This is a genomic window from Herpetosiphonaceae bacterium (assembly GCA_036374795.1).
Taxonomy (GTDB): domain Bacteria; phylum Chloroflexota; class Chloroflexia; order Chloroflexales; family Kallotenuaceae; genus LB3-1.
This window is the reverse complement of record DASUTC010000031.1, coordinates 1-22295: the sequence shown is the minus strand read 5'-3', so window position 1 is coordinate 22295 and position 22295 is coordinate 1. Positions and strand designations below refer to the sequence as shown.

The window sequence follows — 22295 nt, the reverse complement described above, 5'->3', positions numbered from 1 at the left end:
CGTGCCGATCCTCGACGACATCCAGGGCGAGGCCAACGAAACCGTGACGCTCACCCTCAGCAATCCGTCCAACGCCACCCTTGGCGCGCCCTCGTCCGCTACGCTCACCATCAGCGCCAACGATACGCTCTCCTTCAGTGGGGTGTTCTCGATCCATGAGAACGGCGGCGCGGAAACGATCACGGTCAAGCTCAGCGGCCCGTCCAGCGTCCCAGTCACCGTCGAGTACGCGACCGGCAACGGCACCGCAATCGCCGGAAGTGATTACACCGCCACCAGCGGCACCCTCACCTTCACCCCCGGCGAAACATCCAAGACCTTCGCCGTGCCGATCCTCGACGACATCCAGGGCGAGGCCAACGAAACCGTGACGCTCACCCTCAGCAATCCGTCCAACGCCACCCTTGGCGCGCCCTCGTCCGCTACGCTCACGATCAACGCCAACGATACCCTGACCTTCAGCGCCAGCAGCTACCGGGTGAATGAGAGCAGCAGCGCGGCGACGATCACGGTCAAGCTCAGCGGCCCGTCGAGCATTCCTGTGACGGTCGAGTACGCCACCAGCAACGGCACCGCCACGGCGGGCAGCGATTACACCGCCACCAGCGGTATCCTCACCTTCAATCCCGGCGAGACGTCTAAGACCTTTGCGGTGCCGTTCATCAACGACACGGTGGATGAGCCGGACGAAACAGTGACGATCAGCCTCGGCAATCCAGGCAACGCTGTGCTTGGATCGCCCGCGACGACGACGCTCACGATTGTCGATAACGATTAAATCAGACCACCAAACGAGATCCGCCCAGCGCCTGTTCGTCGTGTGAACAGGCGCTGGGCTTTTGCAACCATCTCACCACGCCCTACCCTGGGATCTTGAGACAGGCCGGAAACGCTTTACACCGCTAGAAACCGTCCGGCAAGATGTGCTATAATCGCAGCAATCAGAACTGGCACTTTTCCGAACGGCAGTACTACTCAGCATCGCGAAGTACTGCCGCTCCGACTCATAAAGACCGGTCTTTGGTACACAGTCTGAGCTAAGCGTCTGACGCAGCGCAGCCGAGGCCAGGCGATCTGTCAATCGTTTCACATCTATCGATCCAGCTTTTCTCTGAGCGAGGCACCTATGGGCACGAGCGATTTCATCCACCTTCATGTTCACTCCGAGTACAGCCTGCTCGACGGCTACGCCACCACCAAAGCCATCGCCGAGCGCGCCGTTGAACTGGGCATGGATAGTATCGCTGTCACCGACCACGGCGTGATGTATGGGGCGCTAGAGTTTTATAACGCGGCCAAGAAAGCGGGCGTCAAGCCGATCATCGGCATGGAGGCCTACATGGCTCCCGGCTCGCATAAAGATCCGGTCGTCAAAGGCGGCAAGAATTATTATCACCTGCTGCTGCTGGCAAAGAACGAAACCGGCTACCGCAATCTGGTCAAGCTGACGAGCCGCGCCCATCTCGACGGTCTTTCCAGCCGGGGTGTCTTCGCCCGCCCGCGCATCGACCGCGAGTTGCTGGAGCAGTACCGCGAGGGCATCGTCGTCACGTCTACGTGTATCGCCGGAGAGGTGATTCAACATCTCACGCAGCAGCAAAAAGACAAAGCGCGCGAGATCGCCGCATGGCACCGCGATCTGCTCGGCTCCGACAACTACTACATCGAGCTGCAACTGCACAACAACACGCCGGAGCTCATAGAGATCAACGACGAGCTGGTACGCATCGCCAACGAGCTGAGCATCCCGCTCGTCGCCACCAACGACTCGCACTTTGTGCGTCCTGAAGATCTGGAAGCCCAGAAGATGGTGATGGCGATGGGCTTCAACCTGACCTACCAGGAGCTATGCAGCAAAAACTATCAGATGGACGAAACCTACCATATCGCCAGCGCCGACGATATGTGGCAGCGCTTCAAGCGCTACGGCACCGCGCCGATCGAGAACACCCGCCGCATTGCCGATATGTGCAATCTCAAGCTCGACTTTGGGCGCGTCCAGCTGCCGGAGCTATCGATCATCCCTGAGGGCCACGACGCGGCCTCATACCTGCGCCTCGTCTGCGAGGAAGGCTTGATGCGCCGCTTCAATGGCGCGCCCACCGAGGACTACGTCAGGCGGCTCGACTATGAGCTTGATGTGATCAACCAGACCGGCTTTCCCGATTACATGCTGATCGTCTGGGATTACGTCAAGTACGCCCGATCCAGAGGCATTCCCTGTCTGCCGCGTGGCTCGGCGGGCGCGTCGCTGGTGCTGTACTGTCTGGGCATCACCGACGTCGATCCGGTCCAGAACAAGCTGCTCTTCGAGCGCTTCCTCAGCCCTGAGCGGCTCGAAATGCCCGACATCGACACTGACTTCGCCGATAGCCGCCGCCACGAGATCCTTGAGTACATCGCCAGCACCTACGGGCGCGAAAACGTGGCGCAGATCATCACCTACGGCACGCTTGGGGCAAAGGCGGCGCTGCGCGACATCGGGCGAGTGCTGGACGTGCCGCTGAGTGAGGTCGATCGGATCGCCAAGCTGATCCCGGCGCTGCCGGTCGGCACAACCATCGCGCAGGCGCTAGAGCGCGTGCCCGAACTCAAGCAGATCTACGACTCGAATCCGACGCTGAAGGACGTGATCGACTGGGGCCAGAAGGTCGAAGGGCGCATGAAGAGCGTCGGCACGCACGCCTGCGGTGTGGTCGTCAGCCGCAATCCGCTGGAAGAGATCGTGCCGTTGCAGCGCACGACCAAAGACGAGAACGCGGTGATGGCGGCGTACGAGGGTCCGACACTGGCGAAGATGGGCCTGCTCAAGATGGACATCCTGGGCCTGACCAACCTGTCGATCGTGGCGGAGGCGCTGAAGTACATCAAAGAAACCACCGGACAGGATATGTGGCTCTCCGACATTCCGCTCGACGACAAGAAAACGTTCGAGAGCCTGGGACGCGGCGAGACGACCAACGTCTTCCAGTTCGAGTCGGCGGGCATGACGCGCTACCTGAAAGAGCTGAAGCCGACGCGCGTGGAAGACCTGTACGCTATGGTAGCGCTGTACCGTCCCGGCCCACTTGAGCAGATCCCGGTCTATATTCGGAATAAAAACAATCCACGGGCCATCCACTATCTCCACCCGATTCTCAAGCCGATCCTTGAGGACACCTACGGCGTGATCGTGTACCAGGAGCAGATCATGCACCTGCTCCAGACAATCGCCGGGTACACGCTGGGCGAAGCGTATATCGTGATCAAGGCGATCAGCAAGAAGAACAAAGAGCTGATGGCCGAGAACTCGGCGCGCTTCAAAGATGGCTGTCTCAAGCAGGGCATTAGCAAGGAGATCGCCGATCAGCTCTGGGAGCTGATTCTGCCATTCGCGGGCTACTCCTTCAACCGCCCGCACTCGACGCTCTACGGCCTGCTCTCGTACCAGACGGCCTGGCTCAAGGTCAATTACCCGACCGAGTACATGGCGGCGGTGCTGACCGCCGCGGCAGGCGAGATCGAAGAGGTGGCAAAGAGCGTCACCGAGTGCGGACGGCTGGGCGTGGCGGTGCTGCCCGCCGATGTCAACCAGAGCAGCGCCGGATTTACATTCGAGAAGCTGCCCGATGGACAACTGACGGAGTACAGCAACCGGCTCGGCATCCGCTTCGGCCTGACCGCGATCCGCAACGTCGGCAGCGGGCCGATCGAGGTGATCATCGCCGAGCGCGAGAAGAACGGGCTGTTCAAGTCGCTTGAGGAGTTCTGCGATCGGGTCGATCGCGGAGCGCTCAACAAGCGCGTGCTGGAAAGCCTGATCAAGTGTGGCGCGATGGATAGCCTGCCGGGATCGCGCCGCCAGAAGCTCGCCGTGCTCGATCAGGTGCTTTCGGCGGCGGTCGATGCTCAAAAATCGCGCGAGAGCGGACAGGCCAGCATGTTCGATCTGCTGGGCGGCGGCGATAGCGGCCCCGCGCTCAGCTTTAGCGTCGCCTTCCCGAACGTCAAAGAAACGCCCGCCGACTATAAGGAGCTGCTGGCCTGGGAAAAAGAGCTGCTTGGCATGTATATCTCGGAGCATCCGATCGCCCAGGCGATGCAGAACATTCCCGTCGATCCGAATCGGCTGACGCTCTCACAGCTTACCGCCGAGCATATCGGGCAGAAGGTGACACTGATCGGGATGCTGACCGGGCTGCGGCGTGTCACCACCAAAAAGAACGACACGATGCTGATCGCGCAGGTCGAAGATATCGACGGCACGATCGAGATGGTAGCGTTTCCCAAGGTCTACGACAAATTTTCGGCATTCTGGCAAGAAGACAACATCGTTGCGATCACCGCCAAGGTCGAGGATCGGCGCGAGACGTTGCAGCTTGTCTGCGAGAGCGTCAGCGATTACACCGAGGTCGTGGCTGCCGCGCCGGTCGAGGTGAATGTCGGCTTTAGCGATTTCGGCGATGGCATGATGTACGCGGGCGATGACGCGCCGCCGCCGGATGATCCGGCCTGGACATCGCTGGCGGTGACAGACGGCGAACTATCTATGTCCGCTCCATCCAACGGGCACAGCCAGGCGATCAACGGCACGAACGGACATGCCAGCAACGGTCATGGACACGCTCATACACAGAATGGAAACGGCGCGATGCAACAGAACGAATCGGCACCGTCCGGCGGGCAGCCGAACGGCGCGGCACAGGTGACAGTAGTTCGTCCCCGGCAGCGCATCGAGATCAAGCGCAAGGAAGAAACGCCGCCAAGCGCGCAGCCGGCGAGCGGGCCGGAGTACACGCTCCATATTCACCTGCCGCGCACCGAGAACTACATCGACGATCTGCGCTGTATGCAGGAGGTCGCGCGTCATCTTCAGCAGTTCCGAGGCGATCACCGGGTCCGGCTGTATCTGCCCAAGGACGAGGTATGCGTGGTGCTTGAGCCGATGGAGCGCATCAATCCGACGCAGGAGTTGCTGGTGCGGCTGGCCGGGCTGCTCGGCGAGAGCAGCATCCAGGTGGAGCAGGCGGCGTAAATTGGCCGGGGCGTCACTGCTAATGTGACGCCCCAAGCTCTTGTCTCCTACCGCATCGTCGAGAGAACGACACATCCTCGCGATCACTTTTTCCACCAGGCTTATCAACATATCAACAGGGTTTTCCACAGTTTATCCCAAAAATGTGTATTTCTTTTGTTAACTGCTGATCTTGCATCACGGGATCTGGTGCCGCCGCCAGCAATGTTATAATCGGCCCGATCAGATAATAAAGCGAGATCACCGCATGAACATCGAAACGTTAGCTGTCTTGCTGCTGATTGCCGCCATCGCGGCGCTGCTGGCTCGCGCGCTGGCTGGTTACTCGTTGCAGGGCTGTCTGGTGACGTATGTGCTGGCCTGTCTGGGTGCGATCGGCGGATGGGTGGTTCAGCGCCAATACTTCGTCCTCGACCAATGGCTGGTCTTGCCTGTGCCGAACTATCCGGGGCCGGTTTCGGTGATTGGCGCGACGATTGGCGCGCTGCTGGTGGCGGTGCTCGGCAGCCTGCTCAGCCGTCCCAGGTCGCTGCCGCCCCGCAGACGCTACCGCCGATAGCTGGGTGTAGCTACGTTCGGTGCGTTACCCACTTTTCAACCATTTTGATAAAATTCGCTTGTTCAATGCAGTAAATTTAGAGTGCGGTTATAAGCCCATCGCCATTTACTCGCCATGTGAGGTGACATACTATGGAGCAGAACACGATCAAGGCAGTTGAGATGACGCGAGCTATCCGTGATAAGTATGCGGATGAGTTACAAGGGAAAAGCCCGGCTGAGATTATCGCGTTTTACCAACAAAAAGCGCAAGCGCTACATACGCAGCTTAACCTCCCAATGCCACCACAGCACACATCAGAGGAGCCAAAGACGCCAGCTTAGTGATGTCATTCATGAAGTAGGCGAACAAGGTGTAGCACCGGCGCTTGTGAACGTGGTGAAAATTGCGACTCACTCTCTGCTTGTTCTGTATAAGATTATGAATATTTGGCATCATGCAGCGCTGATGAACTCGGCCAACAAAACAACGACCGGCCTGTGATAGGCCGGTCGCTCTCGTGAGATTTGGATCGAAACTAGAAGCTGGCCGCGCGTCGATCTTCAGGCATCAGCACATCCAGCAGATTCTCGATAAACGCTGTCACCGCGTCGCGGGTGCGCTGGCCGCTCTGCGGCGCGGTCAGAATGCCGATCGCCAGGCCGACGATAAACGCCCGCAGGCCCCAGCGCATGCGCCGCCTGGTGCGCTTGGCGCTCTTGCGCGCTCCCCGTCGCATCTGCTCCGCCTGCTCGCCGGTCGCCTCGACCAGATGCGACGCGCCCTCCGAGAGCTTGGTCGCGCTCTGCTTCGCGGCGCGGCGGGTGGCCTTAGAGGCAACGGCGGCCTGGCTGGCGACTGTTGCGCCAGCGACGGTAGCGTAGTCTTTGACTTTGCCGCCTAGCTCGGCCTCTTTGAGCGTCTCGCGCGCGCTGCTGGCGTAATCCTTCACCGTATCGACTACCGTCGTGCTATAGTCCCTGGCCTTGTCGCCGAGCCGCGCATCCTTGAGCGTCTCGCGCGCGCTGCTGGCGTAATCCTTCAGCGTGTCGGCAGTGGTTGCGCTGACTGTCCGCGCGCGGTCGCCTAGCTCGGCCTCCTTGAGGGTTTCGCGCGCGGTCGCCGCGTAATCTTTGACCGACTCGGCGGCGATGGTGGCGGCGCTCTTCAGGGTTTCCAGCGCGGAGCCGCTCGCATCCTGAATCTTATCGGTCAGCTTGCCATCGGTCGATACCGTGCCGAAGCGCTCTTTGAGCGTCTCCCTGATCGATCCCGATACCGCATACGGATCGCCGACGACACGCTCGGTAGCGCTGGCGGCATAGTCACGCACCTTATCCATCACACCCGTTGCCGCAGACATGCCAAGCGCGGCTGCCGCAGCCTCTTTCAGGCCGATCATCTGCTTACTGGCTTGCTTGCGCTGCTTCTTCGCGCGCTTTTTGGTCTGCTTCCAGGTCTTTGGCGTCGTCTCGATCATATCCTGGACATAATCGCTCGCCAGATCGGCGTATCCTTTGGCGCGCTGCGTGCCGACTTTCGCGGTGCTTGACAGCGACGCGAGCGCCTCAGCGCTGCGCACCTGAGCTTTTTCCCAGGGCGTTTTCGGTTTTTGACGTTCAAGATATTCGCTGATCGCCGCTGTAATAATCGCTCCCGCTGCCGCGCCCAGCGCGAACATCTCGCTGCGGTCGAGCTGAATATGTTGGGGTTGTTGCGCCATAGTTGTGCCTCCTGCATGCAAGATCTATCTTTCCCACAGCACAATATATGCCAGAACCTCTCGGCCAGCGTCAGGCCGCCTGCGATCCACAGGATTACTACAACGGCTCGTTATCAGTATCCGAATCGCGCTGCTGCAATATAAATATTGGCCCGAATCAACACGATCCGGCTCGACCACGACCCGATCTTTTACAAGGATTGCCATCGGTTGGAATCGCGCAAAGACGATCGAAATGACCTCAAGAAGTCACACGAAAATCACGCGAATCATAAGAAGCTGACAAATAGCTGATAATATGGTATATTAGCAGCGAAGTTGCCTGGTGTCGACTTCAATCCTACCAAGCGTGAGGAGGAAAACATGCATAGGATGCGGTCTATCCGCAGCCGTATCGTAGCGCTGTTGCTGGTCGGCGTATGGCTGGCACCGCTACTCGTAACATCGGCGAGTGCCAGGGATGCACGTCAACCGATGTACGGAACAACTCAGGATGTAGAGGTTAATTCCAATGGCATGGTTCGTCTCGCCGCGACCGCCAGCGAAGCACCTCAGACGTATGGCTCCTTCCAACGGTTTGGGCTCTACGACTCCACCTCAACTTCTTTTGCCCGATCATTCAATCAACTCCGCGTTACCTACCGCCGAACGATGCCTGCGGCGACACGCGCGCGCGTCGATGTGCGTGCCAGCGCCGATCGCGTTCGCTGGAGTGAGTGGCAGCTCGACGTTGCAAGCGGCTCGACCGTCCGCTTCGACGCGCCGATGAAGTGGTCACAGTATCGCGTGGTGTTGTTGAGCAATACCGCTCAGTCGCCGACCATCAGCAAGGTTAGCTTCGAGCCGCAGATGACGCGCGGATTTAAGACGCGCCAGACCGAAGCGCCGCAGATCGCGCCGACGTATCGCCTGCGCGTCACGCGCCAGGGTATGGTCGGAGGCCGAACCGCGAACGGGCATATCATCAAGCCCAACGACTTCTTCGTCTCGCTGCCTTCGGGCCGCGCGCTCTCCAGCCGAGGCGGCTACGAGTATCAGGTCCGGCTATCGGCCAACGGCAAGAGCGTGGTCGTGCCCGTGTGGGACAACGGCCCGTGGAATCACCACGACGACTTCTGGAACAAGAACCGCGAGCGCTACAAAGATCTGCCGGTCGGCTGGCCTCAGGATCACGCGGCCTACTACGAGAACCACAACAGTCGCAAGGCCGAGCGCGGCTACGTGCGCTTTCCTACCGCAGTAGATATCGGTGATGGCGCGTACTGGGCGCTTGGCCTGGCGGGAGCGCAGGCGACCGTCGATGTCACCTTCCTGTGGCTTGGGAGCGATCCCGGCCCCAGCCCGATGCCGCTAAACAGCAGGCCATCAGAGCGCCCGCGCCTCGACGAGCCGGAAGTCATCGCGGCATCGCCTGAACCGGCACCGACACTGCCGCCAACGCCGACCGCGCCACCGGAGCCAGATACGATCGTCAACGACCTGGACAAGGCGTTCTTTAGCCAGGGCGAGCACTGGAACATGGTATCAGGCGCGTGCGCGTACGGCGGACAGGCCCACCAGACGAAGACCGTGGTCGGCAGCGAGCAGGCGACCCATCAGGTTGTGTGGCGGCCAGCGCTGCGGGGCGGCACCTATGATGTCTATGCCTTTATCCCACCCTGCCCCACGACGGGCGCGCTAACCACCAGGGCCACATACATCGTCCACCACGCGCAGGGCGATAGCTACGTCCCGATCGATCAGACCGCGACATTCGGCACCTGGGCCTTGCTCGGACGCTTCAGCTTCGCGCCGGGCGGCGATGGCTACGTTCAGCTACGCAACACCGACGCAAAGGGCCAGGCACTCATGATCTTCGATGCCGTGAAGTGGACTCCTGTCACGCCGTAGCCGGTTGCGTACGTATGATTCGGTGGGCGGGCGCGCTTTCCCAACAGCGCGCCCGCCCACCTGTCGATCCTGGCACGTTGGTCCCTGTCGATCCTCGCCGCTGTACCCCTTCCGTATCGGCAAGCTCCACTGCTCCGGTTTGGCTAAAAATAGATCCTTACCTTTGCACGGGGTAGACCCGATGACCACCTTACATGCTCTTCGGCGGACCTACGCGCTGTCCTTCTCTGAGCTTGCGGTCCTGACAGCCGTTCCGGTTCGTCGCCTGGCGGCATTTGAATACCAGGGCCAGTCGCTCTCGTCTGCCGAGCAGCAGCGTCTGGCCGAGCTGTTCGGGATCGGCGTGCATGCGCTCGAAGGCGGGCTGGTATCTCACACCGCCGCCAGCCCGACGCTGACCCCGGCGCAGGCCCGGCTCCTTGCGGCGCTTGCCGCGACGGCGGCCTTGGCGTGGAGCCTGCGCATGGGACAGCCCAACCTGTTTAGCGGGATCGGTCAGCAGACGTTTACCTCGTTCACATCGGCGCCGCAGCCTGTCGCAGCCTTCTTCAGCAGTACGCCAACGCCGACGACCGCGCCGAGTGCCACCAGCACCCCGACCGTAACGGCAACGAGCACGCCCACCGCCACCAGCACCCCGACCGTAACGTCGACCAACACGCTCACCGCTACCAGCACCCCAACTGCCATCCCGGAGCCGACGACACCGACTATTCCCCCAACGGCGGTGCATGCTGGCGCGCCAGGCCGCTGCCCGCTTGTGCCGGGCCAGGGTCAGGTAATTATTACTCAGGGCTATGGCGTTGGGACGCACGCGCCCGCCGCGCTGTGGGGCGCGATCGATCTGGCGGTGAGCGGCGGCGCGACGCAGGGCACGACGGTGGTGGCAACTCACTCAGGCTATGTCCAGATCGCGCTGAACACGTGGCCCGCGGGCAACTATGTCTCGGTCGCGAGCGATACCGGCTGGCGCACCGGCTACTCCCACTTGCAGACCGTGCTGGTCGGCTCAGGCGACTACGTGGAGGCTGGCACGCCGATCGGCACCGTCGGCAGCACGGGCTACTCAACCGGCCCGCATCTGCACTACGATACCTGGCTCGACGGCGTTAACCTCGATCTCTCGCCGGTGCTCTTTTGCCAATAATCGCGTACAATGGGACGCATGACAGATTCGCGATCCCGCCGCCACGAGCGACGAGCCAGCCAGGCGATCACCCTGATGATCTCGCTGATCGGCCTGACGGCCTTCTGCTATCCCTTCTTTTTCTCGGCACTGCCCCGCGATACCAGCGCGAGCGTGCGCGCCGGAGACGCGCCCGTGATCTTTGGCATCCTCATGCCGCTCCTGCTGCTGCTGATCCTCGCCGAGCTGAGCAGCAGCCGCATGAATGCCAAGATCGTCGCGGCGCTGGGCGTGCTGACCGCGATCAACGCGATTCTGCGCCTGCCGACGGGACTGGGCGATAGCCCGACCTTTTTCTTTTTGCCGATCTTACTGGGCTATGCCTACGGCGGACGGTTTGGATTTTTGCATGGCGCGCTGAGCCTCTTCGTCTCGGCGCTGCTCACCTCTGGGATCGGGCCGTGGCTGCCGTTTCAGATGCTGGCGCTGGGCTGGCTGGGGCTGGGCGCGTCGGGGCTGCGCGCGCTGCGGCTGCGACCGGGAAGCTGGATCGAGGTGGGAGCGCTGACGCTGTACGGCTATGGCGCGGGCATGTTCTTCGGCGTGCTGATGAATGTCTATTTCTGGCCGTTCCAGGCGGGCGATAGCGGCTTCTCGTGGCAGCCCGGCCTATCGCTGGCGGAGACGCTGGGGCGCTACTGGGCCTTTTATGTGCTGTCGGGATCGCTGGCGTGGGATGCGCTCCGGGCTGTTTCGACCGCCGGATTGATCGCCGTGCTGGGCCGTCCGCTGCTCCGCGAGCTGCGCCGCTTTCACGCGCGCTTCTTCTGGCTGGCGGCAGAGCCACCGCCGACGATCCACACCGTCACGTAGAGACGGTATCGCGGGTAATCTTGGCCCGATACAGCGCGCTGTCGGTCGTATCCAGCAACTCCTGATCGGTCATGCCCGGCACGAACTCCGCCACGCCGATGCTGACGGTGATCAGACGATGCGGAAACGGATACGTCTTGACCGCAATCCGAATACGCTCGGCAACTTCGAGCGCGCCCTCCAGCGTGCTGTGCGGCAGGAGCGCCAGAAATTCCTCGCCACCCCAGCGCGCCACCAGATCGCTCGAGCGCACACACTGCCGGACGACGTGCGCAAACTGGCGCAGCACGATATTGCCCGACAGGTGTCCGTAGTTGTCGTTGTAGCTCTTGAAGTGATCGATGTCGAGCACCAGCAGCGTCAGGCGCTGATGATCGCGCTCCGACCAGGCGATATGCTGCGCCAGATGCATCATGAAGTGACGCTGATTCGCCAGCCCGGTCAGGTTATCGGTGAGCGCCTGCCGCTCCATATCGGCGTAGAGCCGCGCGTTCTCGATCGCCGTCGCCGCCTGTGTCGCGAAGATTTCGAGCACCGTGATCATTTCGGACGTGGGCCGCTGCCGGTCGGGTGGCTCGTCGACCGATAAGATGCCGACAAGACCGCCGCGATGGCCGTACAGCGGCACCAGCAGCACATCGTCGGCGTGCCACTCGTTGGGCGCGCCATCCCCAATCTTCGGGCGGTACGAGCGCTCGAAGAGCGCTTCGCGGTTGATCTGATCGATCCGCGCGTGATCGTGTGGGATATAGTAGCAGCGTCCGATGCGGAAATCATCGGCCATGAGCATCTTGTAGTGGGATAGCGGCACCACCTGCGACCGCAGCACCTCCCACTCAGGATCGGGCAGGCCCACGGATGCCACGCGCCGCACCGAGTTCGGATCGTCCCGATCCACCAGACTCAGCAGCGCCGAGCGGTAGCCCAGCGTCGAGCGCACCACCTCGACGATCTCAGGCAGCAGCGCTTGAAGGTTGAGATGCGCGCTGATCGCCTGGCTGATGTGCGACACCGCCTGAAGCTGAGCCAAGCGCTGATCGAGCAGATCGTGCTGCTGCGCGATCTTGGTATAGGCATAGGCGTTGCTCAGCGCAAGCGCGCCATGCGCCGTAAGCTGGTGCAAGAAGCGCACCTGGATCGGCCCGAACGGCTGGAGGCTATCGGCGCTCACCAGCAGCAGGCCCAGCATACGATCCTCGTGCCGCAGCGGAAAGATTGCCTGATAGCCTCGCTCGCGCAGCCGGAGATGAGACGGCACATACTCGATCGGCGAGATCTGGTATCCTTGAGCAAGGTTCAGGCTGGCGATGTATTCGCGGCCATTCGTCAAGCACGGGCTCCCGTCGGCACACGGCAGATCCGCACCCTGATGCGCCATAACCTGAAGGCGCTGATCGTCGGTCAGCAGCAGCACCGCGCCGCTAAGCTTTTCGGCAATGCCCAGCGCGTAGGTCAGCACCAGATCGATAATCTGCTGCGCGTCCAGCGTGGCGTTAAGCTGGCGCGCGATCTCGCTGATTCCGGCTAAGGTATCGGCCTGCTCGGCAAATGTCAGCTCCAGCGACTTGAACTGCTCCGACGTATAGACCGCCGTTGCCAGCAGCGCCGCGCACGCCTCCAGAGTTGCCCGGTAGCGCCGCGCCAGATGCGCATCGCCCACCGCCAGCACGCCGACGACGCTGCCGGCAAAGATCAGCGGCAGCGTAAACCACGCCTGCCTGGTAGGGCCGGTCGCCGGAATCAGGCAGGGCCGCCGCCGCCAGACGCACTCGACGAACGGATGCACATCGGCGGACACGGACGGCCAGTGCTCGACAGCGCGACCACGGACCACGGTGCGGAAATGCAGCAGCCGCTCTGAGTCGGCATAGGTTGCCAGCACCAGATCGCCGAGTCCGAGCACGTGCTGCAAATCGTCGGCAAGCGTCAACCCCATCTCCGGCAAGGACTGAATCTTTGCCAGCGCTTGACTGAGATGTTGGAGCACCTTAACCTGTGTTAAGTTGGTTTGCTTAGGAGCACGCACAGTAAGCCGACGCCGATGACGCATGGAGTAAGCCTCTTGCAGGCGCCGTCCTGAGAAGCCGAGCAATGCTCAATGGCTACAGGCAGCGAAGTATTGACATTATTATAAAGAAGAATACCTATCTTGTCGAAGGGGCCTTATGGGGGATCAGCGACGCGCCGTTGGGCGGCAGGGAGAGGTGCTTGCCGCAGCGTATTTGCAGCGCAAGGGATATGGTATCATCGCAACGAACTGGCGCTGCGCCGCCGGAGAGATCGATCTGATTACTATGGATGGCCCTGCGCTGGTCTTTGTCGAGGTTCGCACCCGGCGCGGAAGCACCGCCGGACTGGCCGAGGAGTCGGTGACGCGCGCCAAGCAGCGCCGTCTGGTGCGGCTCGCGCAGCGCTATTTGCAAAACCTGGACGATGCGCGCACGCCCTGGCTGGGGCCGTGGCGCATTGATGTGGTTGCCATTCATATAGCGCCGGGCACGTCCGGCACCCAGATTCGGCACCTGCAACACGCGGTTGAAGATCTTGAAAGCTAAGGAGCATCTATGACCACCCAACGAACCGTTGTTAGCACCGACCAGGCCCCCGGCGCGATCGGGCCATACTCGCAGGCGATTAGCACCGGCGATCTTGTGTTTTGCTCGGGCCAACTGCCGATGGACCCCGGCAGCGGCCAGCTTATTACCGGCTCGATCGAAGAGCAGACCCGCCGTGTCCTCGACAATCTGCGCGCAGTGCTGGAGGCTGCCGGATCATCCTTGAAGCAGGTCGTCAAAACGACGATCTTTCTGGCGGACATGAACGATTTTGCCAGCGTCAACGCGGTCTACGCCGAGTATTTCGATCAGGAGCCGCCCGCGCGCTCGACGGTGCAGGCAGCGCGTCTGCCGCGTGACGCGCGGGTCGAGATCGAGGCCATCGCCCTGCGCGGCTAGCGCCGACAGATCGGGTGGAGCTGCGCGCGTCGTGGCTCTACCCGCTTTAACATCCAGCCATTGTGCCCCCCGCTGCGAGGAATCATGCTCCGTCCACTTCCACTCCGTCTCAGCCTGAGCCTGGTTGCGCTCCTTAGCGTGGTGCTCGCCGCGCTGCTCATCGCGGGACGCCACGCGCAGCAGGTCCGTATTGTGCTGCCGGAGATCGCGGGCGACGCCGCGCTGGTGATCACGCCCGATGGTCGCACCGTGCTGATCGACGGCGGCGCGGATGGCGCCGCGCTGGCAACCTGGCTTGGCAATACGCTGCCCTTCGGCCAGCGCCACCTGGATGCTGTCGTGCTGACTCGCGCCGACGGGAAGACGCTGTCGGGACAGCTTGCCGCGCTCAAGCGCTATGCCGTGAAGGCGGCGCTCCTGCCCGCTACCGAGCGCCGCAGCAGCAGCCTGGATGCCTGGGAGCAACTGCTCGAAGCGCAGCAGGTCGCGCCTGAGTATGTCGCTCCCGGCGATCAACTGATGCTTGGTCGGTGCGCGCTGGACGTTTTGACGGCGCAAGACGGACAGATGACGCTGGCGTTGCAGTGCGGCCCGACTGTGGCCTATTTTCTGCAAGCCGTTGACGATGACGCGGAGACAGAGCTGAGCGCCCGCGATCTCGCCTCTGCCGCCCTGGTCGTCTTCCCGTGGAAGCGCCCGACCGACACGCCTTTGTTGCAGCGGCTACGTCCGGCGGCGATCGTCTTCAGCGACGGCGGTCGCGGCGAAAACGATCGTAGCTGGGCGGATCGCAGGGTTGACGCGGCCAGGCTGTACCACGAGCAGATCCACGGCCAGATCGAGCTGATCGGCGACGAGCGGCAGACGATGATTCGCGCTGAGCGAGGAGAGGATAGCGATGGCAATTGATATTGCGCGTGCGCAGGTCTTTGTCGAGAAGTATGGGACGCCTCTGGAGCGGGCGCGGCTGCTGGGCCTGCTCGATCCGCAGCGCATCGATCGGGTAGCGCCGCCCGCTGTCGCCGAGCTGCTCGCGCTGCAAAACCCGGACGGCGGCTTTCCCTTCGGCCTGGTTGCGGGGCGTCCCAGCGCGCTCTCGACAACGGCCTCGACGCTCTACTGGCTGCGCGATCTCAAGCGAAGCGGCAGCGCCGAGGCGCAGCGCGCGCTCGACTTTTTGAGCGCGCGGCAGACGCCGCGCGGCATCTGGCGTGAGCAGCGCAGCATTCAGCAGTTCAACCCACCACTCTGGAGCGATCCCGAATCGACGGCGGCGGATATTTACACCACCGGGCTCTGCGCAGGCGCGCTCGCGGTCTTCGCCGACGACGATCTGACGGTCGATCTTGCCGTCAACTGGCTCCAGACACAGCAGGCGCGCGATGGTCTGATGGCTGGCTTCAAAGCGCATAGCTCCTGGCTGACCGTGCCCGCGTTCGAGCGCATCTTCGGCAATGAGGCCCGCGCGACCCGGCGGCTGATCGGCGGATTGGGCCAGATCCTCGCCGACGAGTGGCCCGCCTCGATGGTGGCCTGGATGCTGCAATCGCTCCTGGACGCCGGCTATACCACCCGCACGGCACTGGTCGATCGCGCCTGGCACATGCTTCAGCAGGCGCAGCAGCCCGACGGATCGTTTACTGGCGATGACGAGGAGGATAGCGTCGTGCAGACCACGCTGGCCGCGATCGATGTGGCGCTGCGCTTTCGACGAAGGGGGCAAGCCTGATGCCAGACTGGACCAGCTTCACCCCAGCCGAGCTGCCGACGCTCATCGTGGGGCGCGAGATTCGCTTTTTCCTCTCGGTCGGCTCGACCAACGATCTGCTCAAGGAGGAGGCACGGCGCGGCGCGGCGGAGGGCCTCGTCTTTGTCACCGATGAGCAGGTCGCCGGGCGGGGGCGTCGTGGCCGAAGCTGGACCGCTCCCGCTGGCAGCAGCCTGCTGGTTTCTGCTCTGTTCCAGCCGAGCTGGCTTCCGGCCAGCAGCGCCTTCTTTATGACCATCCTGGCGGCGGTCGCGGCGGCGGAGGCGATCGAAGCTGTCACCGCGCTGACGGTCGATCTCAAGTGGCCCAACGATCTTCAGATCGGCGGCCAGAAGCTTGGCGGCATTCTGGTCGAGACTGAGATGAGCGATACGCAGCTTCACTGGACGGTGATCGGCTGTGGCATCAACGTCAACTGGAGCCCGCGCGCGATCCCGGAGCTGGCCGACATCGCCACTAGCATCAGCGCCGAGCTTGGCCGCACGATCGATCGGCGGGCGCTGCTCCACGCGCTGCTCACCCGCCTCGATGCGCGGTATCACCTTCTGCGGCAGGGCGCTCGCTCGGCGCTCTTCGATGCCTGGCGCGGCAGGCTGGGTACGCTCGGCCAGACGGTGCGCGTCGAAACACCAAATGGGCCGTTCCTGGGCGTCGCGGAGGACGTGACGCTCGACGGCGCGCTGATCCTGCGCGATGAGCGGCACCGGCAGCATCTCGTCAACGCGGGCGAGGTCAGCATCCGGCCAACGAAGAAGAACCACGAACGGACGCCCGGCAAACCTGGAACCGGGGATAACCCACCAAGCGAACAAGAGAACAAAGCTTAACTTCTTTGTTCCCTTGTTCCTTTGTTCTTTTGTTCACGGGCTCGGTTCGCTTGTTCCTTTTAGCCCTCTGCTCTCGCCTCTTGTTCTTTGTTCCGGGTACCCTCCGAGGTTTTTTGTTCTCCGCCTCCGATCGCCGCAACCAGCCCGCGCTCGACCATCTCTTTTGCGCGGCGGATCGCATTGGCAACGGCTTCGGGATCGGACTTGCCGTGCGCGATGATCGCCACGCCGTTAACGCCGAGCAGTGGAGCGCCGCCGTACGCCCGGTAGTCCAGCGTCTTCGCCATGTTGACCACCGCCGGAGCCAGCACCGCGCCCAGCAGCGCCGGGCCGCCGATCAAGCCTGCCAGCAGCGTGCGCAGCTTGTGCTTGCTCGTCGCCACCAGCAGCGCCAGCGGCGCGAGGCCGCCCAGCGCGCGGATCGCAACGCCGGGATCGCTGAGCTCGCGCTGGATCTTCTTGACGGCAAACTTTGCCACCGCCTCGGCCCCCTTGATAAACAGGTTGCCCACGAAACCATCGGCGATGATCACGTCCGCGATGTCGTTGACCAGCGCGTCCTTCGGCTCGGCGTTGCCCACGAAGTTAAGATCGCTGACTTTGAGCAGCGCGTGCGTCTCCTGCACCAGCTTATCGCCCTTGGTATCTTCCTCGCCGTTCGCCAGCAGCGCCACGCGTGGACGGCTGATACCCTGCACAAGCTGCGCGTACAGGCTGGTCATGCGCGCCCACTGCACCAGATACTCCGGCTTGCTGTCGGTATTCGCGCCGACATCCGCCACGGTGATCGTGCCTTTGAGCGAAGGAAAGACCGTCGCCAGGCAGGGCCGCTCGATCCCCGCGATCCGGCCCAGGACAAAGATCGCCCCGGCCATGATCGCGCCGCTGTTGCCCGCCGAGACAAACGCATCGGCCTCGCCGTCGCGCACGAGCCGCATGCCCACCGCGATCGACGAGCGCTTCTTGCGCCGGATCGCCTGCGCCGGATGCTCGTCCATCTCGATCATCTCAGGCGCGTCCACCACCGACAGCGTCAGACCAGCCGTATCGTGCCGCGCCAGCTCCGCCCGCACCTGCTCCGACGGACCAACCAGCACCACCTCGACACCAAGTGTGCGCGCCGCCTGGACCGCGCCCGCGACAGGCGCGGCGGGCGCGTGATCGCCGCCAACCGCATCCAGAACAATTCGCATGAGCTTCCTCCGTTAAGAACAGGACGTACGCAGTGGCCGAATTGCCTTCGGCAGAGCCGTACGGGATTGGTCAAGGTTGTGTGTTGTGTGCCCGAACGGCACACAACAGGGAATCTTCCTTGCTGCCGCAGGCTAAGCGCCGCTCCAGGAACAGTTTGCTGTGTAACTCCGGTCAAGAGCAGAAGCGCTCGACGGCACCCTGATGCTGATCGAGCGCTCCCGCGCTGCTATGCCTGCGTCAGACGCGCCAGCTCCTCGTCGACAACCTTCGGGTCGAGCTTGCGAAACAGCGGCGCTGGCTCCTTGAGCTCCTGCCCGATCGGCAGTTGGCTCGGCTCCCAGCGGCCACTCCACGACTCCGGCTCGCACGTTAGAACCTGATGCGTTGAGCCGTTGTCCTCCGTCACCTCGTTGAAGAAGATCGGCCCGGCGATCGTGCCCTCGTAGCCGAGCATCTCGTGGAGCCGCTGCGACGAGAAGGGCAGGAACGGGCAGAACAGCGTCTTGAGATTATCGACGACGCGCAGGCCCACGTACAGGATCGTCGCGGCCCGCTCGCGATCGAGCTTGATCACCTTCCACGGCTCCTGCTCGGAGATATAGCCGTTCGCCTGCGCCGCCAGGCTCATTGCCTCTTGCAGCGCGGCCCGAAAGCGCGCCGTCTCGATCAACTGCCCGACGGTCGTAAAGCCGTTCTCGACCGCGCGCAGGATCGCCCGATCTTCCTCGGTCAGCTCGCCCGGCTGCGGCACCACATCGAAGTTGTTGTAGGCGTTCTTGATCACGCGGTTGACCAGATTGCCCCACGTCGCGACCAACTCGTCGTTGTTGCGCCGCACGAACTCGGCCCAGGTAAAATCGGTATCCTGCGTCTCAGGCCCGCCGATCGTCAGGTAGTAGCGCAGCGGGTCGGCGTCATAGCGCGACAGCACATCGCGGACGTAGATTACCACGCCGCGCGACGACGAGAACTTCTTGCCCTCCATCGTCAGGAACTCCGAGGATACCACGTCGTACGGCAGATCGAGCGTGTGCTCGCCGTCGGTCAGGGGGCCTGTATCGTAGCCCATCAGCATCGCGGGCCAGATCTCGGAGTGGAAGACGATGTTGTCTTTGCCCATGAAGTAGTAGCTGCGCGAGTCGCGGTTGAGCCACCACTCCTGCCAGGCGTCGGGCGTGCCGCGCACGATGGCCCACTCGATGCTCGCCGAGAGATAGCCAATCACCGCGTCGAACCAGACATAGATGCGCTTGCCGTCGAAGCCCGGCAGCGGGATCGGCACGCCCCACTCCAGATCGCGGGTGATGGCGCGCGGCTGCACGTGTTCGAGCAGGTTCAGCGAGAACGCGCGCACGTTTGGCCGCCAGTGTGTCTGGCCGTCGATCCAGACGCGCAGTTGCTCGCGAAACTTCGGCAGATCGAGAAAAAAGTGCTCGGTCGGCTTGAAGACCGGCGTCGAGCCGTCGATCTTGGAGCGCGGATTGATCAGATTGACCGGATCGAGCTGGTTGCCGCAGTTATCGCACTGATCGCCGCGCGCCTCGCCGTAGCCGCAGATCGGGCACGTTCCCTCCACGTAGCGATCGGGCAGCGCCTGGCCGCTCGCCGAGAAGGTGCCGGTCATGGTGTCTTTATAGATCGCGCCGGTCTTGAGCATCTGCAAAAAGAGATCCTGCACCACGCGGTAGTGATTGCGTGTCGTCGTGCGCGTGAACAGATCGTAAGCCAGACCCAGGTTGCGCAGGTCCTCCGCGATCACCGCGCTGTAGCGGTCGGCGAGCACCTTGGGCGACACGCCCTCTTTATCTGCCTGCACCGTGATCGGCGTTCCGTGCTCGTCCGTTCCCGAAACCATCAGCACATCGTTGCCTGCCAGCCGATGGTAGCGAGCGAAAATATCGCTGGGCACGCCAAAGCCGGCGACATGCCCGACATGGCGCGGACCATTCGCATAGGGCCAGGCGACGGCGACAAGGATTTTTTTAGACATCACATAGCTCCTTCAGGAGACTGTATAGTAAACGAAGTGCAAACAAAAAAACAAAGTGCAACCGAACAGGCCGAGGCAACTCCTCATTCGCTCGTTCAGCCGTGCTTTGTTCCCTGGGATCGATGCTTTAGTTTCTGGCAGCCGGAGCCGCCATCCGGTCGCGCGCGGCGCGCCACAGCCCAAACCGGCGCGGCGCGCCGTTGGGGCAGCGCACGACCACGACGATGCGCCGATCGCTCGCCGCCGAACAGGACGATTGTTGTCTGCTCTGTCGCATATGCCGCTCCCGCCGAGTACGAGCCATTGTACCACGCGGATACGTGACAGTGAAGCATTATTTTCCTGGTTGACAGCCGCTCGCTGCGTGCTATGATTCACCGTGCTGTAAGGCCGTCGTGGGTGACGACCATTGTCGTCGCGGCGGCTTTTTTGCGTGCAGCCGATGGCCCGCTGGATGCATACTCGTCAGCGGACGAGAGAACAACGAACGAGGGAAACCTTGAACTTTGAACTCGAAGCGGCTGCAACGAAACGGCGATGTATGCGTACTACGGCTGGATTGAAATTGGAGCCCGCAGCGAGGCCCATGATCTATGGTTACGAACCTGAACGATTTGTAACCGCTGGAGCGACACGATTGCAGTTATCAACAGGCGGGGACACAACCCCTCTTTATCGAGCATATCGGCATCCTATAGTCCAGACAGCAGGCTGATGGAACCAAACGCTGAGATGTAGGGTGTATCTTGTATCGTGGTGACAGCAATGCAACGTGCTCTCAAGATCAACCTAACGATTCATTGTGTGCAGCGAGCTCATGCATTGCACGTACTTCTTACTACTAGGTGATTGGGAATCGAGGTTGACTATCTATGATCGCCGAACTTAAGCGATTCATCATCGGCTCACCAATTGAGACAGCGCGACAAACGCATGAGCGCCTCTCGAAAAAAATTGCGCTAGCCGTCTTTTCGTCGGACGCACTATCGTCTGTAGCGTATGCCACAGAGGAAATTCTACACATCCTGGTGCTGGGAGGAATTGCAGCTCTTAGCCTGTCATTGCCGGTAGCGGCGGGCATTGCCGTATTGCTGATGGTGGTGTCATTTTCATACCGCCAGACAATCAAGGCGTATCCGCACGGCGGCGGCTCCTACATCGTCGCAAAAGATAACCTTGGCGTGCTGCCGAGCCTCACTGCCGGTGCTGGTCTTCTGGTAGGCTATGTGCTGACGGTAGCCGTGTCACTTTCGGCGGGTGTCTCCGCAATTGTCTCGGCGCTACCGCAGCTGGATACGTATCGTGTATCGATGGCGCTCGTCTTCGTGGTGCTGCTAACACTGACCAATCTACGCGGATTACGCGAGTCCGGTCTGATCTTTTCAGTTCCCACGTATGCCTTTATTGCCACCATTTTTACACTCTTGATCATTGGCAGCTACCGCTACCTGACGGGGACGATCATTCCCGTGAACTCTGCTGAGCATCTAGCGCCAGTGCAAGGGGTGGGTGAAACCTTTGGTCTTCTGTTTATCATGAAGGCTTTCGCTGCCGGCTGCACCGCATTGACCGGAATTGAAGCAATCTCGGATGGCGTGCCCGCGTTCAAGAAACCGGAATGGGTTAACGCTCGCGCAACCCTCACGGTCATGGCCGTGCTCCTGACGATCATGTTTCTGGGTATTACGTTTCTTGCACAGCAGTACCAGGCGCTACCGGCTGAGCACGGCAATCCCGAAACGGTCCTCTCCCAAATCGGACGCGGCGTATTTGGTGGACGCGGCATTCCATACTCTGTGCTCCAGGCAGCGACGGCAACCATCCTCATTTTAGCAGCCAACACTGCGTATGCGGACTTCCCACGATTGCTTTCGTTCCTGGCACGCGACCGCTACATGCCTCGGCAGTTCGCTTCACTGGGCGATCGTCTGGTCTTTTCTAATGGCATCATTATGCTGGCCGTCGCTGCCAGCGTGCTGATCGTGATGTTTGATGCAACGGTTACGGCGCTCATCCCGCTTTACGCCGGTGGGGTCTTCATTTCGTTTACGATTGCACAAACCGGTATGGTTCAGCGCTGGCGACGAACACGAGAGCCCGGTTGGCAGCGTGGAATGCTGATTAATGGTATTGGAGCGCTCACTACGTTCATCGTAGCGATTATTGTCATATCCCAAAAATTTCTGCTCGGCGCCTGGATCTTGATGCTGCTGCTCCCTGCAATCATTGCGATGTTTCTCGCGATCCATCAGCACTACGTCAACGCCGCCAAGCAGCTCTCGCTCGAAGGTCTGGAGCCGCCGCCGCCCCTGCGTAACACCGTGATCATCCCCGTCTCTACCCTCCATCGCGGGGTGATCAACGCTCTCACCTATGCCGAGTCGATCGCCCCCGGCCA

At 61.9% G+C, this 22295-nt stretch carries 18 protein-coding genes; 13 read left to right on the top strand and 5 right to left on the bottom strand.

The annotated features are described in order from the left end of the window. The 4 genes from VFZ66_01795 to VFZ66_01780 form a co-directional block, all read left to right on the top strand. Positions 1 to 778 (top strand): Calx-beta domain-containing protein (locus tag VFZ66_01795; protein ID HEX6287888.1); only part of this gene is annotated, 778 nt, incomplete at its 5' end. 348 nt (positions 779 to 1126) lie between these two features. After that, the gene (dnaE, locus tag VFZ66_01790; GenBank protein ID HEX6287887.1) at positions 1127 to 5014 is read left to right on the top strand and encodes a DNA polymerase III subunit alpha; all 3888 of its coding nucleotides are present in this window, start codon (positions 1127 to 1129) and stop codon (positions 5012 to 5014) included. Positions 5015 to 5261: 247 nt separating this feature from the next. Beyond that, complete coding sequence (locus tag VFZ66_01785; protein HEX6287886.1) at positions 5262 to 5573, top strand: hypothetical protein; 312 nt, start codon at positions 5262 to 5264, stop codon at positions 5571 to 5573. A 131-nt stretch (positions 5574 to 5704) separates the two neighbouring features. Further along, positions 5705 to 5896, top strand: a complete 192-nt coding sequence (locus VFZ66_01780; GenBank protein HEX6287885.1) for a hypothetical protein — start codon at positions 5705 to 5707, stop codon at positions 5894 to 5896. Between the two features lie 194 nt (positions 5897 to 6090). Here the strand turns inward: VFZ66_01780 and VFZ66_01775 are convergent, their stop codons facing one another. Beyond that, a complete protein-coding gene (locus VFZ66_01775; GenBank protein HEX6287884.1) occupies positions 6091 to 7275 on the bottom strand; it encodes a hypothetical protein in 1185 nt (394 codons plus the stop codon). Between the two features lie 474 nt (positions 7276 to 7749). On the opposite strand from VFZ66_01775, the gene VFZ66_01770 reads away from it, so the two are divergent. The 3 genes from VFZ66_01770 to VFZ66_01760 all read left to right on the top strand — a co-directional run bounded on the left by VFZ66_01770 (position 7750) and on the right by VFZ66_01760 (position 11164). After that, on the top strand, positions 7750 to 9165 hold the full coding sequence (locus VFZ66_01770) for a hypothetical protein (GenBank protein HEX6287883.1): 1416 nt from the start codon (positions 7750 to 7752) through the stop codon (positions 9163 to 9165). Between the two features lie 181 nt (positions 9166 to 9346). Continuing rightward, positions 9347 to 10312, top strand: coding sequence for a M23 family metallopeptidase (locus VFZ66_01765; protein ID HEX6287882.1), 966 nt, complete (start codon positions 9347 to 9349; stop codon positions 10310 to 10312). 18 nt (positions 10313 to 10330) lie between these two features. Beyond that, entirely contained in the window at positions 10331 to 11164 is an 834-nt protein-coding gene (locus VFZ66_01760) for an ECF transporter S component (protein ID HEX6287881.1), read from the top strand. Here VFZ66_01760 and VFZ66_01755 read toward each other — a convergent pair. Then, a complete protein-coding gene (locus VFZ66_01755) occupies positions 11157 to 13151 on the bottom strand; it encodes a diguanylate cyclase (GenBank protein ID HEX6287880.1) in 1995 nt (664 codons plus the stop codon). The genes VFZ66_01760 and VFZ66_01755 overlap by 8 nt on opposite strands. Before the next feature lie 178 nt (positions 13152 to 13329). Between VFZ66_01755 and VFZ66_01750 the strand changes: the two genes are divergently transcribed. The 5 genes from VFZ66_01750 (at position 13330) to VFZ66_01730 (ending at position 16713) form a co-directional block, all read left to right on the top strand. Continuing rightward, positions 13330 to 13719, top strand: a complete 390-nt coding sequence (locus VFZ66_01750) for a YraN family protein (GenBank protein HEX6287879.1) — start codon at positions 13330 to 13332, stop codon at positions 13717 to 13719. A gap of 9 nt (positions 13720 to 13728) precedes the next feature. After that, entirely contained in the window at positions 13729 to 14118 is a 390-nt protein-coding gene (locus VFZ66_01745) for a RidA family protein (protein ID HEX6287878.1), read from the top strand. Positions 14119 to 14202: 84 nt separating this feature from the next. After that, entirely contained in the window at positions 14203 to 15027 is an 825-nt protein-coding gene (locus VFZ66_01740) for a hypothetical protein (protein HEX6287877.1), read from the top strand. Further along, entirely contained in the window at positions 15017 to 15847 is an 831-nt protein-coding gene (locus VFZ66_01735; protein HEX6287876.1) for a prenyltransferase/squalene oxidase repeat-containing protein, read from the top strand. Before VFZ66_01740 ends, VFZ66_01735 begins: the two co-directional genes overlap by 11 nt. Continuing rightward, entirely contained in the window at positions 15847 to 16713 is an 867-nt protein-coding gene (locus VFZ66_01730; protein ID HEX6287875.1) for a biotin--[acetyl-CoA-carboxylase] ligase, read from the top strand. The genes VFZ66_01735 and VFZ66_01730 overlap by 1 nt, the downstream gene beginning before the upstream one ends. A gap of 59 nt (positions 16714 to 16772) precedes the next feature. Here VFZ66_01730 and plsX read toward each other — a convergent pair whose 3' ends face one another. The 3 genes from plsX to VFZ66_01715 all read right to left on the bottom strand — a co-directional run bounded on the left by plsX (position 16773) and on the right by VFZ66_01715 (position 20174). Next, the gene (gene plsX / locus VFZ66_01725) at positions 16773 to 17906 is read right to left on the bottom strand and encodes a phosphate acyltransferase PlsX (protein ID HEX6287874.1); all 1134 of its coding nucleotides are present in this window, start codon (positions 17904 to 17906) and stop codon (positions 16773 to 16775) included. Between the two features lie 227 nt (positions 17907 to 18133). Next, positions 18134 to 19897 carry a methionine--tRNA ligase gene (metG, locus tag VFZ66_01720; GenBank protein ID HEX6287873.1) on the bottom strand — a complete coding sequence of 588 codons (1764 nt, stop codon included), beginning with the start codon at positions 19895 to 19897 and terminating at the stop codon, positions 18134 to 18136. A 127-nt stretch (positions 19898 to 20024) separates the two neighbouring features. Continuing rightward, a complete protein-coding gene (locus tag VFZ66_01715) occupies positions 20025 to 20174 on the bottom strand; it encodes a hypothetical protein (GenBank protein HEX6287872.1) in 150 nt (49 codons plus the stop codon). Between the two features lie 595 nt (positions 20175 to 20769). On the opposite strand from VFZ66_01715, the gene VFZ66_01710 reads away from it, so the two are divergent. Next, the coding region (locus tag VFZ66_01710) for an APC family permease (protein HEX6287871.1) at positions 20770 to 22295 on the top strand (1526 nt) is incomplete at its 3' end.